This window comes from Sphingomonas sp. PL-96 (genome assembly GCF_020707215.1).
Taxonomy (GTDB): domain Bacteria; phylum Pseudomonadota; class Alphaproteobacteria; order Sphingomonadales; family Sphingomonadaceae; genus Sphingomonas.
Genome location: NZ_JAJFET010000002.1, coordinates 44029 through 59959, shown reverse-complemented (window position 1 = coordinate 59959; position 15931 = coordinate 44029). Strand labels below are relative to the sequence as shown.

At 67.1% G+C, this 15931-nt stretch carries 23 protein-coding genes and 1 other RNA gene; 11 read left to right on the top strand and 13 right to left on the bottom strand.

The annotated features are described in order from the left end of the window. Positions 1–193: 193 nt before the first annotated feature. The 4 genes from LK533_RS05705 to pspF all read right to left on the bottom strand — a co-directional run bounded on the left by LK533_RS05705 (position 194) and on the right by pspF (position 2674). Positions 194–394, bottom strand: coding sequence for a hypothetical protein (locus tag LK533_RS05705; protein ID WP_229361820.1), 201 nt, complete (start codon positions 392–394; stop codon positions 194–196). A 60-nt stretch (positions 395–454) separates the two neighbouring features. Continuing rightward, entirely contained in the window at positions 455–667 is a 213-nt protein-coding gene (locus tag LK533_RS05700; protein ID WP_125959770.1) for a cold-shock protein, read from the bottom strand. Positions 668–908: 241 nt separating this feature from the next. Then, positions 909–1520 carry a superoxide dismutase gene (locus LK533_RS05695; RefSeq protein WP_229361819.1) on the bottom strand — a complete coding sequence of 204 codons (612 nt, stop codon included), beginning with the start codon at positions 1518–1520 and terminating at the stop codon, positions 909–911. A 122-nt stretch (positions 1521–1642) separates the two neighbouring features. Then, entirely contained in the window at positions 1643–2674 is a 1032-nt protein-coding gene (gene pspF / locus LK533_RS05690) for a phage shock protein operon transcriptional activator (protein WP_229361818.1), read from the bottom strand. A 171-nt stretch (positions 2675–2845) separates the two neighbouring features. On the opposite strand from pspF, the gene LK533_RS05685 reads away from it, so the two are divergent. From LK533_RS05685 to LK533_RS05645, 9 genes are all read left to right on the top strand, one after another. Continuing rightward, positions 2846–2989: a hypothetical protein gene (locus LK533_RS05685; RefSeq protein ID WP_229361817.1), complete on the top strand. Its 144-nt coding sequence runs from the start codon at positions 2846–2848 to the stop codon at positions 2987–2989. A 70-nt stretch (positions 2990–3059) separates the two neighbouring features. After that, on the top strand, positions 3060–3725 hold the full coding sequence (pspA, locus tag LK533_RS05680; RefSeq protein WP_229361816.1) for a phage shock protein PspA: 666 nt from the start codon (positions 3060–3062) through the stop codon (positions 3723–3725). A 1-nt stretch (position 3726) separates the two neighbouring features. Next, entirely contained in the window at positions 3727–3996 is a 270-nt protein-coding gene (gene pspB / locus LK533_RS05675; protein ID WP_125959774.1) for an envelope stress response membrane protein PspB, read from the top strand. 1 nt (position 3997) lies between these two features. Continuing rightward, positions 3998–4378 (top strand): envelope stress response membrane protein PspC, encoded by a 381-nt coding sequence (gene pspC, locus LK533_RS05670; protein ID WP_229361815.1) that lies wholly within the window; start codon positions 3998–4000, stop codon positions 4376–4378. Between the two features lie 35 nt (positions 4379–4413). Continuing rightward, positions 4414–4704, top strand: a complete 291-nt coding sequence (locus LK533_RS05665; RefSeq protein WP_229361814.1) for a hypothetical protein — start codon at positions 4414–4416, stop codon at positions 4702–4704. A 21-nt stretch (positions 4705–4725) separates the two neighbouring features. Further along, positions 4726–5052, top strand: coding sequence for a hypothetical protein (locus tag LK533_RS05660; RefSeq protein ID WP_229361813.1), 327 nt, complete (start codon positions 4726–4728; stop codon positions 5050–5052). A gap of 11 nt (positions 5053–5063) precedes the next feature. Next, positions 5064–5330 (top strand): hypothetical protein, encoded by a 267-nt coding sequence (locus tag LK533_RS05655; protein WP_229361812.1) that lies wholly within the window; start codon positions 5064–5066, stop codon positions 5328–5330. 43 nt (positions 5331–5373) lie between these two features. After that, positions 5374–5613 (top strand): hypothetical protein, encoded by a 240-nt coding sequence (locus LK533_RS05650; protein ID WP_229361811.1) that lies wholly within the window; start codon positions 5374–5376, stop codon positions 5611–5613. A 63-nt stretch (positions 5614–5676) separates the two neighbouring features. Further along, a complete protein-coding gene (locus tag LK533_RS05645; RefSeq protein ID WP_229362160.1) occupies positions 5677–6084 on the top strand; it encodes a SufE family protein in 408 nt (135 codons plus the stop codon). A 162-nt stretch (positions 6085–6246) separates the two neighbouring features. Here the strand turns inward: LK533_RS05645 and LK533_RS05640 are convergent, their stop codons facing one another. The 3 genes from LK533_RS05640 to LK533_RS05630 all read right to left on the bottom strand — a co-directional run bounded on the left by LK533_RS05640 (position 6247) and on the right by LK533_RS05630 (position 8266). Beyond that, entirely contained in the window at positions 6247–7326 is a 1080-nt protein-coding gene (locus LK533_RS05640) for a hypothetical protein (RefSeq protein ID WP_229361810.1), read from the bottom strand. An 83-nt stretch (positions 7327–7409) separates the two neighbouring features. Beyond that, positions 7410–7733, bottom strand: a complete 324-nt coding sequence (locus LK533_RS05635) for a (2Fe-2S) ferredoxin domain-containing protein (protein WP_229361809.1) — start codon at positions 7731–7733, stop codon at positions 7410–7412. After that, positions 7730–8266 (bottom strand): J domain-containing protein, encoded by a 537-nt coding sequence (locus tag LK533_RS05630; protein ID WP_229361808.1) that lies wholly within the window; start codon positions 8264–8266, stop codon positions 7730–7732. The genes LK533_RS05635 and LK533_RS05630 overlap by 4 nt, the downstream gene beginning before the upstream one ends. A gap of 152 nt (positions 8267–8418) precedes the next feature. Here LK533_RS05630 and LK533_RS05625 point away from each other — a divergent pair, with 152 nt between their 5' ends. After that, the gene (locus LK533_RS05625) at positions 8419–9999 is read left to right on the top strand and encodes a SulP family inorganic anion transporter (RefSeq protein WP_229361807.1); all 1581 of its coding nucleotides are present in this window, start codon (positions 8419–8421) and stop codon (positions 9997–9999) included. Next, positions 9996–10631: a carbonic anhydrase gene (locus LK533_RS05620; protein WP_229361806.1), complete on the top strand. Its 636-nt coding sequence runs from the start codon at positions 9996–9998 to the stop codon at positions 10629–10631. The genes LK533_RS05625 and LK533_RS05620 overlap by 4 nt, the downstream gene beginning before the upstream one ends. Before the next feature lie 264 nt (positions 10632–10895). Here LK533_RS05620 and rnpB read toward each other — a convergent pair. From rnpB to LK533_RS05590, 6 genes are all read right to left on the bottom strand, one after another. Continuing rightward, positions 10896–11265: RNase P RNA component class A (rnpB, locus tag LK533_RS05615), an RNA gene on the bottom strand. A gap of 41 nt (positions 11266–11306) precedes the next feature. After that, positions 11307–11996 (bottom strand): N-acetylmuramoyl-L-alanine amidase, encoded by a 690-nt coding sequence (locus tag LK533_RS05610; protein WP_229361805.1) that lies wholly within the window; start codon positions 11994–11996, stop codon positions 11307–11309. A 97-nt stretch (positions 11997–12093) separates the two neighbouring features. Then, positions 12094–12459, bottom strand: a complete 366-nt coding sequence (locus LK533_RS05605) for a response regulator (RefSeq protein ID WP_229362159.1) — start codon at positions 12457–12459, stop codon at positions 12094–12096. A 55-nt stretch (positions 12460–12514) separates the two neighbouring features. Then, the gene (locus tag LK533_RS05600) at positions 12515–14752 is read right to left on the bottom strand and encodes a chemotaxis protein CheA (RefSeq protein WP_229361804.1); all 2238 of its coding nucleotides are present in this window, start codon (positions 14750–14752) and stop codon (positions 12515–12517) included. A gap of 50 nt (positions 14753–14802) precedes the next feature. After that, entirely contained in the window at positions 14803–15441 is a 639-nt protein-coding gene (locus LK533_RS05595; RefSeq protein ID WP_229361803.1) for a histidine phosphotransferase family protein, read from the bottom strand. Between the two features lie 65 nt (positions 15442–15506). Continuing rightward, positions 15507–15914, bottom strand: coding sequence for a Mov34/MPN/PAD-1 family protein (locus tag LK533_RS05590; protein ID WP_229361802.1), 408 nt, complete (start codon positions 15912–15914; stop codon positions 15507–15509). Positions 15915–15931 lie beyond the last annotated feature (17 nt).

The window sequence follows — 15931 nt, the reverse complement described above, 5'->3', positions numbered from 1 at the left end:
GATGGCGACGGGAGGCCCACAAACAAAAAGGCGCGCCAGCGATGGCGCGCCTTTTTGGTTTATCCGAGCACTTCGCGGACCGCAGCCCGGGCGATCGCCTGCATCTGGCGATCCGCGGCCGACTGTCGGCGGGCCGTTGCGACGGCGCTATCGGAAATGGGAAAGTCGGTCGTATTCTGCTTGCTGAAGAACTTCACTCAATATCCTGAAAAAGGGCGGGTCCCGCTCCACCTTCACGCTCGGCACGAAGCCGATCCACGCGTTCCTGGCGTTCGGCCATCGCCGTCCAGGCCGCTTCGGCCCGAAGACAGCGATCGCGCACCATGTCCAGCGTTGCCGATTCCGCATCGGCATGGGCCTGTGCGGCGTGCTCACGAAAGCTTAGCTGTGCCATGGACGGTCTCCCGATAAGAGCACGGCGGCGCCGAATGGCGCCGCCGGGTCGCCGTCCGACTTAGTCGGCCGGCTGAAGGTTCACCGCTGCCATCTTGCCGCGGCGGTCCTGCTCCAGCTCGTACGAAACGCGCTGGTTCTGGTTGAGGGTGATCATGCCGGCCCGCTCGACCGCCGTGATGTGGACGAATGCGTCGTCGCCGCCCGTATCCGGCGCGATGAAGCCATAGCCCTTGTCGGCGTTGAAGAACTTGACGGTGCCGAGAATGCTCATGGGTATTTCCTTCTTGGAGGCGCGCCCGCGTGTCGGGAGCGCTTGCGCTCAAACACAGGGAAAGAAGGAAAGAGGAGCCGCAAAGCGCCGAAAACCGTCAATATGCGACTGTAGCAACCCTTATGTAGCAGAGCAGCGCAAAATTAACAAGGCAGCGCTCCTGTTTATTTCACGGGCTCTCGGCAGAATTCTACGTAGGTACGAAAACAAAGGGCGGGAAGTTTCCTTCCCGCCCCTCGCCTCAGGCCTTTGCCGCCTCGTAGCGCTGATTGGCGACATCCCAGTCGACCACGTTCCACCAGGCCTTCAGATATTCCGGCCGGGCGTTGCGATAGGTGATGTAATAGGCGTGTTCCCACACGTCGTTGCCCAGGATCGGCGTGCCTTTCACCGGGGCCACGTCCATCAGCGGATTGTCCTGGTTCGGGGTCGAGGTGATGGCCAGCTCGCCATCCTCGCCCACGATCAGCCATGCCCAGCCCGATCCGAACTGGTTCGCGCCGGCGGTGTTGAACTGCTCCTTGAATGCGTCGACCGAGCCGAACTTGGCGTCGATCGCGTCCTTCAGGGCGCCGGTCGGCTGCGAGCCGCCGTTCTTCATCGACTTCCAGAAGAAGTCGTGGTTCCAATAGCCGCCGCCGTTGTTGCGCAGCTTGGCGGGCGCGCCCGACATGTTGGCCAGGATCTGCTCGATCGTCTTGCCCTCAAGGCTCGGGTCTTCGCCGACCGCCTCGTTCAGCTTGTCGGTATAGGCCTTGTGATGCTTGTCGTGGTGAAGCGTCATCGTTTCCTTGTCGATGGTCGGCTCCAGCGCGTCATAGGCATAGGGCAGCGGGGGAAGTTCGAAAGCCATGGCGGTTCCTCCTTATGTGGGTTTGCGATGCGAACGCGGGCGCGGCCGAATTTCTCCGGTCGTTACGGTCGCGTTCTAGGTAAGCCGCGATGCGGCGTGCGCAACCTCGGATCGCCGGAAACTCAGCCCCCACCCTGCCCCAGCAGATTGTGCCGGCGCAGCGCATGGCGAAGCTGGTCGTAGCTCAGCCCCAGCGCCTCTGCCGTGGTGCGCTGATTGAAGCGATTCTCCGCCAGCGCGCGCGACAGCAGCTCACGCTCGAAGCGATTGACCCGGGTCTTGAAGTCGGCGGGCTCGAAATCCCGCGGCGCCGACGCTTCCGGCAAAGCCACCGGCTCCGACGCCGGTAGCGGCACCATCGCGGGCGCCTGCCCGCGCGGCCGATAGGGCGAGGCGAAAGGATCAATCTCGATCGCGTCGATCGGCCCCGGCCGCTCCCAGCGATAGACGGCGCGCTCCACGGCGTTGCGCAGCTCGCGGACGTTGCCCGGCCACGGGTGGCTCGTCAGCGCATCGAGCGCCGCAGGGCCGAAGCCCGGCCACACCTCCCGCCCGATCTCCGCCGCCATGCGCCGGCCAAAGAACTCGGCCAGCACCGGGATATCGCCGGCCCGCGCACGCAGCGGCGGCAGCGTGACCACCTCGAACGACAGCCGGTCGAGCAGGTCGGCGCGAAACGTGCCCGCCGCCACGCGGTCCGGCAGATGCTCGTTGGTCGCCGCCACGATCCGTACGTCCACGTGCAGCGGCCGCGACGATCCGATCCGGGTCACCTCGCCATATTCCACCGCGCGCAGCAGCCGGTCCTGCGCCGCCATCGACAACGTGCCGAGCTCGTCCAGGAACAGCGTCCCGCGATCCGCCTCCTCGAACCGGCCCGCCCGCGCCTTGGTCGCACCCGTGAAGGCGCCCGCCTCGTGCCCGAACAGTTCCGCCTCGATCAGCGTCTCCGGCAGCGCCGCGCAGTTCATCACCACCAAAGGCTGGTCCCAGCGCGGACTCAGGCGGTGGAGACGCTCGGCGACCAGCTCCTTGCCGGTTCCGCGCTCTCCGATCACCAGCACCGGCCGGTCCAGCGCGGCCGCCCGACTGGCGCGCTCCAGCGTGTCGAGAAAGGCTGTGGACTGGCCGATGACCTGGGTTGCGCGCTCCATTCCGGAAGCTTGGCGCAGGTTGCCAATTGTTGGCAACGGCTTTGTGACGGTTTGATCCCTGCCTGGGCAATATCGGCGGTTTTCCGCCGTTTTTCAAACTGGCACGGCTCCTGCAAAGCAATGGGCAAGCCCGGCGAAACGGGCAGCACAACAGGTTCAGGGAGCAAGACGATGACGACCACCAACGCAAAGAGCCTCGGCCAGACCCTCGCCTGCCTGATCGCAGCCCTGGTGCTCAGCACCGTGACGCTGACGGCAGCAACCGGCACCGGCCCGGCTTCGACCTTCCAATCCGCCGGCTCCGCAATCGCGTGACCGGTGGCGGGCCGGGACGAAATTACCCCCTCGTCCCGGCCCAACCAGAACAACACAGGAGTAGCATTCGATGGGCATCTTTTCCCGCACCCGAGACATCATCGCCGCCAATGTCACCGACCTGCTCGACAAGGCGGAAGATCCCTCCAAGATGATCCGCATGATCATCCTTGAGATGGAGGAGACGCTGGTCGAGGTTCGGGCTTCCGCGGCGCGCACCATCGCCGACCAGAAGGAGATGCGTCGCCACATCACCAAGCTGCAGGGTCTGCAGGAAAGCTGGACCGAAAAGGCCGAGCTCGCCCTGTCCAAGAACCGCGAGGATCTGGCTAAGGCTGCGCTGGTCGAGCGCAAGAAGGCGGCCGACATGGTCGAGCAGCTTTCCGGCGAGATCCGCGTCCTCGACGACTCGCTGCGCAGCTCGGAAGAAGACATCGCCAAGCTGCAGAACAAGCTGCGCGAGGCGCGTACCCGCCAGAACGCGATCATGACCCGGCTGGAAAGCGCCAACAACCGCAGCCGCCTGCGCGAGATGTATGCCGGCTCCAAGACCAACGAGGCATTCAGCCGCTTCGAGGTGCTGGAACGCCGCGCCGATCTGGCCGAAGGTCGTGCCGACGCACTGGGCATGGGCCAGGTGAAGACGCTGGAAGAAGAGATCGCCGAGCTCCAGTCGGCCGAAAAGATCGATGCCGAGCTCGCCGCACTCAAGGCGCGCATGAACAAGGAGGGCTGAGATGGACGACTTCATCTCCATCGCGGTGCCGATCGTCACGCTGTTCATCGGACTGCCGTGGCTGATCCTGCACTACATCACGCGGTGGAAGCAGGCGCCGACCCTGACCGGCGAGGACGAGAAGCTGCTCGACGAGATGCACTTCACGGCCCGCCGGCTGGAGGAACGCCTCCAGACGATCGAACGCATCGTCGCTGCCGACAACCCGGATTTCCGTCCTTCCGCGCCGGACGCTGCGGACCGTGAAATCGACTTTTCCCGGAGGAACTGAGATGACCGCGCAACGCACCAAATTCTACCTCGACAAGCAGAATGCGAAGTGGTCGGGCGTGTGCTCCGGCATCGCGGATTATACCGGCGTCGAGACGATGTGGATCCGCATCGGCGCCGTCCTGCTGACGCTGGCCGGCGGCTTCCCCTGGACCCTCATCGCCTATGCGATGATTGCCTGGATGGCGCCCAAGAAGCCGATCGGCCTCTACGACAGCGAGGAGGATGCGAAGTTCTGGCAGGGCGTGCGCTCCAACCCGAAGCGCTCGACGGCGGAGATCCGCTCCACCTTCCGCGACATCGACCGGCGTCTGGCCGACATCGAGATGTTCTACACCAGCCGCAACACGCGCCTGGCCGACGAGATCGACAGCCTGCGCTGAGCAAATCGCCAGGCATCAACAGGGAGGGAAGTAGCATGAGCTGGAGTGGACCGGGTTTCGTCATCGCGCTGATCGCGATCTCGACCTTCGGGATGATCTTCACCACGTGGATCCGGGCGCGGCACGGCTATCCGGTGGAGAATGAATGGTCGGGTACGAGCCACAAGGAGAGCCCCGACGCCGATCGCAAGATCGCGCTGCTCTCCAGCGAGAACGAGCGCCTGACCGGCAAGATCGGCCGGCTGGAGGAGCGGATCGCCGTGCTCGAGCGCATCGCCACCGACCCCGCCGCCCGCACCGCCCGCGAAATCGACGCCCTGCGCTAAGCCCGCGAGAGCAGATCTGAAATGAGCCCGGAGACATACGGCCTGCTCCAAGGCCTCTTCCCCCTGGTCGTCACCATCGTTGCGGTCGCAGTCACCGGATGGGTCATCACCACCTGGATGCGCATCAAGCATGGCTATCCGCTCGACGGCGCCTGGGGTCAGGCGGTCTATCCGCAGAAAAGCGAGGAAACGACCGAGCGCGTCCGCCTGCTGAGCCAGGAGAATGCGCAGCTGCGCGCCGAGCTCGGCTCGGTCAAGGACCGGCTCGCCAACGTCGAGCGCATCGTGACCGACGGCGGCGTCCTTCTCTCCCGCGAAATCGATCAATTGCGCGACCGCGCGAACTGAAAGCAGCGACCATGAGTCCCATTCTCGTTCCGATCCTGGCACTGATGATCCCGATCGTCGCGATCATCGGCCGGACCTTTGTGAAGCCGTGGCTCGCGCATCGGGAGCGCACCTTGGAGGTCGAGGCCAACAAGCTGGCCGAAAAGGCGGCGCAATATGCCGCGCAGACAGAGCGGCTGGAGCAGCGGGTGCGCGTGCTGGAACGCATCGTCACCGACCGCGGCCTGGACCTTTCCGACGAGATCGAGCGGCTGCGCGACCAGCCGCCGCTCAACTGACCCGCCCACCCCATCCACGTCCACGCCCCATCGGAGCAGCGACATGACGGACCCGAACCTCACCCTCATCCTCGCCACCAGCGGTCTCGCCGCCGTGGCGATGGTGACCACCGCCGCGCTTTCCGGCTGGCGCGGATGGCTGGCGCTCAAGCGGCAGGCGCTTTCGGCGGTCGAGCCGGCCGAAGCGCACGACTTCGGCAACGCCGGCACCCGCATCGAGCTGGCCGATCTCAAGGAACGCATCCGCAAGCTGGAGGCGATTGCCGCGGGGGTCGACCTCTGATCGCGCCGCGAGTGGATGCGCGCCGGTCTTTTGCCGGCCGCCGCCACCTGCTACCGGCGGCGCATGCAGCCCCTCTCCGACATTCTCGACGAATATGAGTTCCTGGAGCCCGACGATCGCTACCGCCTGCTGATCGAGCTGGGCCGTGCGCTGGAGCCGATGCCCGAGGCGCTGAAGACCGATGCAACGCTGGTGCGCGGCTGCTCGGCTTCGGTGTGGGTCTATCCGACGCGGCGCGACGACGGCACGCTCCACTTCCTCGCCGACAGCAATGCCGCGATCACCAAAGGGATCATCGCGCTGGTGCTCTCGGCAGTGCAGGACCAGAGCCCGGCTGCGATCCTGGCCACCGACGTTCCCGCCGCGCTCGCACCGTTCGACCTGGCAAAGCAGTTGAGCTCCAACCGCACCCAGGGCATCCCCAACATGATCGCCCTGATCCGCCATGAAGCGGAGCGCTACGCGGGATAGTACCGGTCCGCCTGCTCTTCCGGTGCTCCTGCGCAGGCAGGAGCCCAGGGCCACACGCCCCGCAGAGCGTTGTTCTGCTTGGCCCTGGATTCCTGCTTCCGCAGGAAGACGGGGAGAGCAGGTGCCCCGCCCTCGCAGGAACGCTGGACAGCGAGCGAGCCGCTACTCCGGTTTCACCGCAAGCGCCGACCAGGGCAGCACCGACCAATCGGGATCGTCGCAGGCGCGCATGACCCGGGCGAAGCTTGCCCCCAGCCACAGCCCCTGGGGCGTCAGCCGCCAGGCCGGGAACGACCAAACGTCCGGATCGGCATAGTTGCATTCGTCGCCTTCGGGATCGACCGGCTCCATCTCGTCGGCATGGTGTCGCTGGAGGAGCTTCACCACGGCCGGCGCGAAGACATCGCTGCGGTAGCTGTACCAGCGGTCCCCGGCCTTCCGCGTGACGGGGGCGGGTCCGACGGGCAGAACCTGTTCCAGGGTCATTTCCCGCCCCGTCCGACCATCGAAGCTGTGCCCCTCCACGGCGAAGTCCGGGTGGGCGGCCCCTGCGCAATCCCAGCTCGCCTGCCAGCGATAGCTGGCATAGCGCGGCCCGAGCCACGGTTTGCCGTCGACGCCGCCGTCCACCCCGGCCTCGCCGTCGCCATTGGTGCAGCCGAGCGCATTGCTGACCTCGCGCCACTGGTTCCGGGTGAGCGCCGCGTTCATTGCTGCAAGCGCGGGCGCCGGATAGCCGCCCTGCACGCGGAACAGCCGGACGCCGCTTTTCGCCTCTCGGAACCAGCGGATGGCCTTTCCGTCCAGGGCTTCGGTGGCTTGCGGCTCCAAACGGAGCCCCGCCAGTTGCAGGCGCTCGTGGAGCGACAAATCCGGCGGCACGTCCGCGGGCAGATCGGCAGCAGCGGTAACCCGCGTCAGGCGGACGGGCAGGCGACGCTTCGCTGCCGTGGTCAGGGTCCCCACCAGCGCCGCCCCCTCGGGCCGCAGCTCGATGCGATCGCCCGTGTAGCGCGCCTCCAGCGTCATCACCTCGCCCCGACGCGTGCCCTGCAGCTCGATGTCCCGGCGCACGGATTGGTAGAAGTAGCGGCCCCAGACATCCTCTCCGGTGGCGTCGCCTTCCAGCGTCAGCACGATGCGCGTCGGCCCGGCGCTCCCCGCATAGCTTCGCGGGGCCTCGGCACCCGCGAGGGCGGGCGAGGCAGTCAGCAGGACGGCAAGAGCGGGAACGACGCGCAAGGGCAGCCTCCGGAGCAGGTTCGCAACCGACCGAGAGAAGCTTGCGCAGCGGACTGGGTCAAGCGCGCCCGCCCCCCGAGGGCTCACGCCTTTGCGGCGCCTTCTGGTTCAACCAGGCCCAACTCCTGGCCGAGGGCGTCCAGGTCGGTGCCCGCGCTCACCAGCAGCCACTCGCCGGGCCGTGCCGCATCGACCACCGTCACCGCACGCTTGGGACACACGCCCAGACAGCGCGTTTCGACCACGCCAGCGCGTGCCTTCGGTCCCTTCTTCAGGCCCAGCTGCTTGCGAAGCGCCTTGGCGAGCGGCTGATCGCCGTCCGGGCCGAATCCGCCGTCGAGCTTCTTCGAGCATTTGCCGCACACCAGCACCGCCCGCGACCAGCGCGCGCGGACCGACGGCTTCACGCGGGCTTCCACTGGCGCCGTTCCTCGGCGACGCGCAGCACCTCATAGGCCGCCTGGATGCCCTGGAAGCGAGTCGCCGCCTCCTTGTCGCCGGGGCGGACGTCGGGGTGGTTGGCCTTGGCCAGCCGTCGCCAGGCGCCGCGCACCGCCTCGAAATCGGCGTCGACCTCCAGCCCCAGCACTTCCAGTGCGCGCATCTCGTCGCGCGAGCGGGTGCCGTCGCCCGAACCGCCCCAGGCATAGTGCGAGGCATTGGCATAGCCATTGGCGGTGCGCTGCTCGCTTGCTTCGCGGCGCTTGGCCTCCTCCTCGTCCAGCCCCTCGAAGTAGTTCCAGTTGCGGTTGTATTCTGCGGCGTGGGTCTCGCAGAAATACCAGCGGTCGGGGCTGTTGGGCGATTTCGGGGCCGGCCGGTCGCCGGGCGCCTCGCACCCGTGGCGGTCGCACAGGCGCACGCGGCTTGCCTGGCGCTCGGCTTCATAACCGCGCCAGCGGGGAAATCCCCAATCATTGGATCGACTTGATCGGACCATCCTTCCCCAGATAGCCGCCCTGCTGCGTGGCACAAGGCACCCTCGCGGGAAACAAAACGTAATTATTTGTCGCTGCCGTCCCGGACCCGGGCTGCCGTATAGAGGTGGGGAAATACGCATCGACGTGTCCCAAGTAACGGAGAGGTTGCCACGTGAGCCTGGCTTCCAACATCAAGACGAGCTGGCGTCAGGACGTGCCCGCGTCGATCGTCGTGGCGCTGGTCGCACTGCCGCTCTGCCTGGGCGTAGCGCTCGCTTCGGGCGCTCCGCTGTTCTCGGGGCTCATCTCCGGCATCGTCGGCGGCATCGTCATCGGCATGCTCAGCAAGTCGCCGCTGTCGGTGAGCGGCCCCGCCGCCGGCCTGACCGTGATCGTGTTCGATGCGATCCAGCGCATGCCCAGCTACGAGGCATTCCTGCTCGCCGTTGTGCTGGCGGGCTGCATCCAGCTCCTGTTCTCCTTCTCCCGCGGCGGTATCCTCAGCGAGTTCGTCCCTTCGTCGGTCATCACCGGCATGCTGGCAGCGATCGGGCTGATCCTGATCCTCAAGCAGCTACCCCATGCCATCGGCTATGACGCCGATCCGGAGGGCAGCTTCTCCTTTTCGCAGGGCGACGGCCAGAACACCTTCTCGGCGCTCGCCCATGTGCTGCGGGAGCAGATCGTGTGGGGCGCTGCCATCATCGCGGCCTTGTCGCTCGCCTTTCTCTTCTGGTGGGATCACGCCAAGCCCAAGGACGGTCCGCTGCGCTTCGTGCCCGGCCCGCTGGTCGTCGTGCTCGGCGCGGTCCTCATCAACACGCTCTTCGGGATGTTCGCGCCCCAGTGGCAGGTGCAGCCGTCGCACATGGTGCGCGTGCCGGTCGCAAGCGGACTTGGCGAGTTTGTCGGCCTCTTCACGACACCGGACTTCGGCCAGATCGGCAATCCGGTTGTCTGGACCAGTGCGGTCACGCTGGCGATCGTCGCCAGCCTCGAATCGCTCCTGTCGGTGAAGGCGGTCGACGAGATCGATCCCAAGCGCCGCACCACTGACAAGAACCGCGAGCTGCTGGCCCAGGGCGGCGGCAACATCGTCGCCGGGCTGATCGGCGGCCTTCCCGTCACCTCGGTGATCGTGCGCAGCTCGGCCAATGTCGATGCCAACGCCAACAGCCAGCTTTCCACCATCCTGCACGGCTGCTGGCTGCTGCTGAGCGTGCTGCTGATCCCGGCGATGCTGAACCTCATCCCGCTGTCGGCCCTCGCCGCAGTGCTGATCGCGACTGGCTACAAGCTCACCAAGCCGTCGCTGTTCACCAAGCGCTTCAAGCAGGGCTGGACGCAGTTCGTGCCGTTCGTCGTCACCATCCTGGCGATCCTGCTGACCGACCTTCTGGAAGGCATCGTCATCGGCCTGGCGGTCGGCTTCGTCTTCGTGATCGGCCGCAATTTCCGCCCCGCGATCATCTTCGTGCAGGACGGCGACAGCTGCATGATCCGCGCACGCCGCAACCTCTACTTCATCCATAAGTATGAGTTGCAGAAGGAACTCGCCAAGGTTCCGGACGACACGCATGTGCTGATCGACCTCTCGGCCACCAGCTATGTCGACATCGACAACATCGACATCATCAACGCCTTCGCCAAGAACGCGCAGTTCCGGAACATTGGCGTGATCGTGCGCGGCGACGTCGGCGAAAAGACGGTGTCCAAGATCCAGGCACCGCGCAAGGAGGTCGTGTTCGCATGAGGGAGTACAAGCACCTGCTCCTCGCCAACAAGGCCTGGGCTGCCGAGCGGCTGGAGGAGCGCGCCGACTATTTCGAGCGCCAGATCGCCGGCCAGCAGCCTGAATTCCTGTGGATCGGCTGTTCCGACAGCCGGGTCGCGGCGGGACAGCTGACCAACACGCCGCCGGGCGGCATGTTCATCCACCGCAACGTCGCCAATCTGGTGAACGAGGACGACATCAACCTGATGTCGGTGCTCGAATATGCGGTCACCGTGCTCAAGGTCCGGCACATCATCATCTGCGGCCATCACGGCTGCGGCGGCATCAACGCGGCGCTGGCCGGCGGCGCCACCGGCTATCTGGGCAAATGGCTCGCCAATGCCGAGCAGGTCTATCGGGACCATGCCGACGAGATCGACGCGCTCCCCATGGACCAGCGCGCAAACCGGCTGGTCGAGCTCAACGTCCGCGACCAGCTCGTGCGGCTGGCGCGCACCTCGGTCGTGCAGGACGCCTTTGCCGCGGGCCAGACGCTCTACCTGCACGGCTGGGTCTATGACCTGCGCGACGGCCTCATCAAGCCGATGATGGAGATCGACGCCGCAACGTCATTGGGGACCGTTCCCCGGCCGGAGCCGGTTCTGGTCTGACCCCATACGCCCTACCGGATGCGCCTCCTCCTGCATCCGGCGCGCCGGCCCGTCCCGCCCTAGTCCCTGGCATCGTGGCGGGCCGGCGCAACTTTTCTGGTGGCAACGGTCCTTCCGCCTTGTGCTCCCGCGAAAGCGGGACCCAGGGTTCCGGGCGCCGGTCAGCGGTCAGCGGTTGTTCTGCATGGCCCTGGGTTCCCGCCAGCGCGGGAGCCCGGATTGGGGATGCGTCGCCTCTTCAAGGGCGCCCAATCGGCGAAAAGGAACGTCAGAGGGTCTGTAAGCCGGGTTCTGTCCACCCCTTGCGGGGATAGGCGACCATTCCTCTAGGACGACGCTTGCGCGCCGCCTCCAGCAACCAACCCGGACGACGGGCCGGAACGAGGCCCATGTGCCGTCCCTATTCGGTCTTGCTCCCGGTGGGGTTTGCCATGCCGTTCCTGTTACCAGGCCCGCGGTGCGCTTTTACCGCACCCTTTCACCGTGGCGTGGCCGAAGCCGTCGCCGTTTGCTCTCTGTGGCACTTTCCCTGGGGTCGCCCCCGCCGGGCGTTACCCGGCACCGTCGATTCCGTGGAGCCCGGACTTTCCTCGCCCCCGTTTCGCAACGGGGCCGCGGCCGCCCGACCCTCTGACCCGGTCCGCCTAGCGCAGCTTCGGCCAAGGGGGAACCCGCTCAATCATCTCCCTGCGGCTTTGGCAGCAGCAGCGCGAGCAGCAGCGACCGGCATTCGCCGTCGATCACCCCGTCCACCATCTCCGGGCGGAAGCGGCGCTGAAAGGCGGTGACCGCGGCAACCGGCTCCGCCACGTCATAGCCGAACCGCTCCAAAGCCAGCAGGAAACCGGCATCGGTCCAGCCCGGATCCATTAGGTTCTTGGTCGGCCGCGGCAGCGCCAGCCGCAGCCGCGCGAGCTTCCCCCAGGGGAACAGCTCGCCCGGATCCTGCTTGCGCGCAGGGGCAATGTCGGAATGTCCCACCACATTGCCGCGGGTGATGGCATGGCGCTGTTTGATGTCCGCGACCAGCCGGATCACCGCGTCGATCTGCTCGTCGGGGAATGGGACATAGCCCCATTCATGGCCCGGGTTGACGATCTCGATGCCGACCGAGGCGGAATTGACGTCGGTCACGCCGCGCCAGTGCGAGCGGCCCGCGTGCCAGGCACGATTGGCTTCGTCGACCATGCGCACCACCGTGCCATCCTCTGCCACCAGATAGTGGCACGACACCTTGGCCTCCGGATCGGCCAGCCGCGCAATGGCGGAGGCGGCGTCCTGCATGCCGGTATAATGGAGCACCACCATGGTGACCGGCAGCGACCGTTCGTCGAAGTTCGGCGACGGCCTGTCGATAAACTGCATGCGCCCTTGTCCCCAAGCTATCCGGCAGCGATGCGTCGAGCGGCGCGCAAAGGCAAGCTGCCGCCGTCGCGCCGCCCGCAACCGCCGCTCTCCGCGATCAGGCGAGACCCACGATCTGGAGCTTGCTCTCGAGCGTGTCGCGATCGAACGGCTTCATCACATATTCGTCGGCACCGGCTTCGATCGCCGCGCGAATATGGGCCATGTCGCTCTCGGTGGTGCAGAACACCACCTTTGGCCGCTTGGGCAGTCCGGCGTCGCGCAGCGCGCGCAGGAAGTCCATGCCGCTCATGACCGGCATGTTCCAGTCGAGCAGGATCACGGCCGGCAGGGCCTCGATACAGCTGGCAAGCGCCTCCCGGCCATCGGCCGCTTCGCGCACGGTGAACCCCAGCGCCTCCAGGATGTGGCGCGCGACCTTTCGGATCACCTTTGAATCGTCGACTACCAAGCAGCTTTTCATGGCATCCCCCTGCCCCTTCAGCATCGCACGCCCGCCGGTGACTTTCGAGGGGGCCTCAGCCACGCTCGACTGCCAAGCTCGTCCCGGTCCGCTGCGCAACCGCCGCCAGCAGCGCGCCCGTGTCGTAGCGATAGATGCTGGTGTCGCCGGGTCCGCTGCGTTCCGCGCCGTTGCGCAGGCGGATGACGGGCACCCCGTCGACCCGTGCAGCCACCGCATCCGCCTCTGCGGCTGCGTCCGTCATCAACACCACCGCCGGCACCTCCGACGAGCCACGGCCGACGATCACGCGATATCCCTGCTGCTCAAGCAAGGTGCCCACAAAAGTGGCGAGCGGCCCGGATGCCGGCGCCGCGACCAGGCAAAGCGGGCCAGTGGCGGAATGGGCCGGGCTTGCCCGTCCCAGCTGCGAAAGCAGCCAATCCACGTCGATCAGCTCGGTCATCTGCCGGTCGAACAGCATGGTCCCCGCGCCATGGCCTCTGGCTTTCGCAGGCTCGGTCGCTTCGGTCGACCGTCCGGCATCGATGCCCTCCGCGGCGGACTCGGCATGCCGGTTGGCGACGGGCAGCGACATTCCGTCCGCGTCCTGCCCCGTCGGTGCCGCGGCATGGTCGTCCTGCTCCGAAGCCGAAGGTGCCCGAAGGGCGTCCATGGGCACCAAGCCGGACGAGTCCTGTCCCGTTTCCCCAGCGTGCAACAAGGGCGCCGCCTCCGCCGCGGGATCGAAGCGCACACCCGCCACGCTGGCGATGCCCACACAATCGAGGAGCAGGATCGAGTTCCCATGGTCCGGCAGGGTCGTCCCCGCGTAGGTCCCTGTTGCCGTGATTGAAGCGGAGGCCGGCTTCACCACCAGTTCCTGGTGGTCGAGCACCGCATCCACGGCCAGTGCAAAGCAACCGCAGGGCACCTCCACCACGATCAGCATGGGATCGGCACCCTCCGGCTCGACCTCCAACAGCCGCCGCAGATCCACCAGCGGCAGGTGCCGTTCGCGAACCTGGGCAACGCCGAGCATCTCGCTTGCGGGCCGCTGGATGCACTCCGGCGTCCCGATGGCGATCTCCTCCACGATCTGGCGGGGAATAGCGAAGCGCTGACCGCCGATCGTGACCAGCACGGCCGGAACGATCGACAGCAGCAGCGGCGCCTGGACCTGGATCCGTAAGCCGCGGCCCGGAGAATTGTCGAGTTCGATCCGCCCGCCGATCCGCTCCAGCGCCGTCCGCACCACGTCCATGCCCACCCCACGGCCGGAAATCGCGGTCGCAGCATCGCGGACCGACAACCCCGGCTCGAAGATGAGCTCGGCGCCCCGGGGGGTGGCGCCCGACAGGCCACCGCCTGCCGCGCCCGATGCGGAGAGCTTGTCCGCCAGCCGCTTGATGTCGATGCCGGGGCCGTCGTCGCTCACCTCCAGCACGATCTGGTTGCCGGCCTGGCGCGCGACAATCCGCAGCTGTCCTGCCTCCGGCTTGCCGGCAGCGCGCCGCTCGGCTGCGCTTTCGATGCCATGATCGATGGCGTTCCGGATCATGTGGATCAGGGGATCGCGCATCGCCTCGACCATGTCGCGGTCCATCTCGACGTCGCGGCCTTCCAGCGTCAGCTCGACGGTTTTGCCGAGCAAGGCGGCGGTGTCGCGTACCATCCGCGGAAGCGACGCAAACAGCCGCTCGATCTTTTGCATGCGGGTGCGCGTCACCGTCTCCCGCATTTCGGCCATCGACACCGACAGCCGCGCCAGGGCGACCTCCACGGCAGGGTCCACCTTGCCCTCGCGCAGCACCCGCGCGAGTTCATTGCGGGCCAGCACCATGTCCGACATGCCGCCCATCATGCGGTCGAGCAGATCCACGTCCAGCCGCATGCTGCGCGGCTGCACGGGCGGTGGCGTCGGCTCGGCGGGGGCCGCTTCGATCGCGCCCGGCGCCAGTGCTGCGATCAACCTTTCCTCGCCGGCATCCGGCGGCGCGACGCCCGCGTCCAGCGCCTCCACCGTCGCTCCGATCCGGTCGACCACGGCGAGCACCGCATTGACCAGCGCACGGTCGGGGACGCGCTTGCCCGCACGCACATCGGCCAGCACGTCCTCGGCCGCATGGCTCAGCCGCTGGAGCTGAGGGAGATCCACGAAGCCGCAGCTTCCCTTCACGGTGTGGACGAAGCGGAAGATCGCATCGAGCCTGGGCCGGTCGGCCGGTGCGGCCTCCCATGCGACGATCTCACCGGACAAGGCTTCCAGCGTCTCGCGCGTCTCTGCGATGAAGTCCCGGAGCAGATCGTCCATTAATTCCCCGTCCTGTCGGTCAGCCTTGCCGGGCGGGAGTTAAAAGGGGGTTAGCCGCGCGGGAAAGATGCGCCGAACAGAAGCACCTCGGCATCGGCAGGCGACACCTGCAGCGACCCGCCGCTCTGCTCGACCAGCGCATGGGCGAGAAAGGCCGCGGCGGCGCGCGGCGCGAGCAGGTCGCCCTCCCCCGACAGCGCGTGGCGCAGCTCCGGATCCAGTACGATGCGCGGGCCATCGGCGCGCACGACGATCTCGATGCCCCCCTCATTGGCTTCCGCCCCGATGTCGAGCTGCCCGCCGCGAACCAGTGCGTCGCCGCCGATCAGCGCCAGGTTGAGCAGCGCCTTGATCACGGGCTTTGGCAGCGTCGGCTCCGCCACCATCCACCCCAGCTTCACGCGGCGGTTTTCGGCAAACAGCCCCTCGATCGCGGCGCGCGCCTCCCTCGTATCGACCACGTCGCCGAACCCGCCGGCTGCGCCGAACGCCAGGCGGAAGAACTTCAGCTTGTTGGCTGATGCCCGCGCGCTTTCGGCCAGCAGCTCCAGGCAGCGTGCCCGCATCGCCGGGTCCTGTTCGTCGGCGAGCAGTTCCAGCCCGTTGTTGAGCGCGCCGACCGGACTGAGCAGGTCGTGGCACAACCGGGAGCACAACAGGCTCGCGAAATCGGTGGCGCTGATCTGCATGGGCGTAGTCCGATCGAAAATGGCTGTTCCGCGCCTTCTGACGCTGCGCTGCGGTCTCCGCAACCTCAGCCGACGAAGCGTAATGCAACCGGGACGAACCGCCCGGCGACCGGGCCGCGGGCCACCGCCCGCCAGCAGCCTGTCGTCTCCGCATTGGCGATGATCCACAGCGCACCATCGCCATGCGAGGCGGCGGCATCGGCTGCGGACGGGCGCACCGGCCCGGCCGGATGCGAGTGGTAATGGCCCACCACGGCCGGGCCGCCTGCGCGCGCGGCGCGATAGGCGGCGAGCAGCGCCTGTGGGTCGATCTCGAAGCTGGTCCGCGGATCCGCCGCGACGTTGCGGGCGGGCTGCAGCGCCTCGACTCGCTCTGCCGTGCCCAGCAACAGCCCGCAGACTTCCTCGTCCGGCGATGCTGCCGCCGCGTCGCGGATCGCCTGTGCGATCCTGGTTGCAATCTCCACCGTCATTCCCATCTAGCTAGAAC